Annotated in this window: 3 protein-coding genes; all 3 read left to right on the forward strand. The window is 65.2% G+C overall.

Annotated elements, in window-relative coordinates:
• Window positions 1-170: 170 nt before the first annotated feature.
• Window positions 171-1,097 carry an ABC transporter ATP-binding protein gene (locus ACESMD_RS13850; protein ID WP_372614134.1) on the forward strand — a complete coding sequence of 309 codons (927 nt, stop codon included), beginning with the start codon at window positions 171-173 and terminating at the stop codon, window positions 1,095-1,097.
• A complete protein-coding gene (locus ACESMD_RS13855; protein ID WP_372614136.1) occupies window positions 1,094-1,918 on the forward strand; it encodes an ABC transporter permease in 825 nt (274 codons plus the stop codon). Before ACESMD_RS13850 ends, ACESMD_RS13855 begins: the two co-directional genes overlap by 4 nt.
• Window positions 1,919-1,936: 18 nt before the next feature.
• The coding region (locus ACESMD_RS13860) for a nitrous oxide reductase accessory protein NosL (protein ID WP_372614138.1) at window positions 1,937-2,227 on the forward strand (291 nt) is incomplete at its 3' end.

A 2,227-nucleotide genomic window follows, 5' to 3' on the forward strand; every position in this document is an offset into this window, starting at 1 on the left:
GACGCCATGGACCGCCTGCTGTGGCGCTACCCGGCCTCGCGCCTGCTGATGCACAGTCCGGCGGTGCTGGCGCTGCGCTGGGCGCAGCGCCAATTCCCGGTATTCCGCCCCCAGGGCGTCAAGGACAGCGCCCCGTTGATGATCGACCCTACCCGCGACAAGGCAGACACATGAGCCAGATAATCACCTTCGATAACGTGACCAAGCGCTTTGGCGAGGTGACCAGTCTTCTTGCACTCGATCTTGAGGTCCACGAGGGCGAGGTGCTGGCCCTGCTGGGGCATAACGGCGCCGGCAAGACCACCGCCATGAAGCTGATCCTCGGATTGAGCGCCCCGAGCGAGGGCGAACTCAGGGTATTCGGCGCGGCGCCCCACGGCCCCGAGGCCGACCGGCTGCGCCGGCGACTGGGCTTCCTGCCCGAGAACGTGGGCTTTTACGAACAGCTGAGCGGCCGGGAAGTGCTCGACTACTTCGCCCGGCTCAAGCGCGTCGACCGCCGCCAGCTCGACGCCTTACTGGAGCAGGTCGGTCTCGGGCATGCCTCCCGGCGCCGCGTCAAGACCTATTCCAAGGGTATGCGACAGCGCCTGGGACTGGCCCAGGCACTGCTCGGCGAACCGCAGCTGCTGTTGCTCGACGAGCCCACCACCGGCCTTGACCCCGCCGCTACCCGAGATTTCTACACCACGGTCAAGACGCTGCGCGATAAGGGCTGTACGGTGCTGTTGTCATCGCATGTCCTGCCCGGCATCGAGCTTTATATCGACCGGGCGCTGATTCTCGGTGCCGGCCGTCGCTTGGCGCTTGGCAGTCTCGATGAGTTGCGCCATCAGGCCGAACTGCCGCTGACCATCCGCGTCAGGGGTGACTGGCCGACGAGCGCGCCACCGTTCGATATCCCGGAAGCCGAGAACACGCTCAAGCAGCTCAACGGCCATGCCAGTGAGTTCCAGGTGCACCCTTCGAACAAGATGGCAGCACTGCGCCGTCTGATCACGGCTCCAGGAATCAAGGATATCGAACTGCTTCCCCCGACGCTGGAGCACATCTACACACATTTTTCCTCCACCGTACCATCCCGAGGTCTGTCATGAGTGCCATCCTGACCGTCGCCCGCAAGGAGTTCCGGGACGGCCTGCGTAACCGCTGGGTGCTGGCTATCACCCTGGTATTGGCCATGATGGCGGTAGGCATCGCCTACTTCGGCGCCGCCGCCAGCGGCGGTCTGGGCTTCACGTCGCTGGCCACCACCGTGGTCAGCCTGTCGACCCTGGCTGTGTTCCTGATTCCACTGATCGCCCTGCTGCTGGCCTACGACGCCATCGTCGGCGAGCAGGAGGCCGGCACCCTGCTATTGCTGCTCACCTACCCCTTGAGCCGCTCGGCGCTGCTGCTAGGCAAGTTCTTCGGCCACGGGCTGATTCTCGCGGTCGCCACGACCCTGGGCTTCGGCATTGCCGGTGTCGCCATTGCCGTGGGCGGCTCAGGAGTCAACCTGACCGAGCTCGCCAGCAGCATCGCGCTGCTGATTGTCAGCAGCATACTGCTGGGCTGGGTATTTATCGCCTTCGCCTATCTGATCAGCGTATGGGTGGTGGAAAAGGCCCGCGCCGCCGGGCTCGCCCTGATCGTCTGGTTCCTGTTCGTGCTGGTTTTCGACCTGGCACTGCTGGCGCTGCTGGTGGGTGCCCGGCACGGCGGCGACTGGCTGCCCTACCTGCTGCTGTTGAACCCCACCGACTGCTTCCGGCTGATCAACCTGGCGGGCATCGAGGCCGCCCAGGCCTACTCCGGCCTGACCGCGCTGGCCCGGGACAACGCCTTTCAACCCGGCTGGCTGATGCTGATCCTGGTGGGCTGGATCATCGTGCCCCTGGGCCTGGCGCTGCTGCGCTTTCGTCACCGCTCCGTCTAGTCGACCAAGGATGCTCTCATGCAACGCCGCTGCCGGTTAGCTTTCCTACTGCTCGCCCTCGTGCTCGCCTTCATCCTGGCGGGGTGTGACCAGAAATCGGAAGACATCGCCCTGGCGCCGCCGCAGACCATCACCGATGGCGATGTCTGCCATGTGTGCGGCATGACCATCACCAACTTCCCCGGCCCCAAGGGCCAGGCCTTCCTCGCGGGCCGCAGCGACGCGCTGAAGTTCTGCTCGACCATGGACCTCTTCGCCTTCCTCAAGCAGCCGGAGAACGAGACGCAGGTCAGCCACGCCTACGTGCAC

This window comes from Halomonas sp. (genome assembly GCF_041689495.1).
GTDB lineage: Bacteria > Pseudomonadota > Gammaproteobacteria > Pseudomonadales > Halomonadaceae > Halomonas.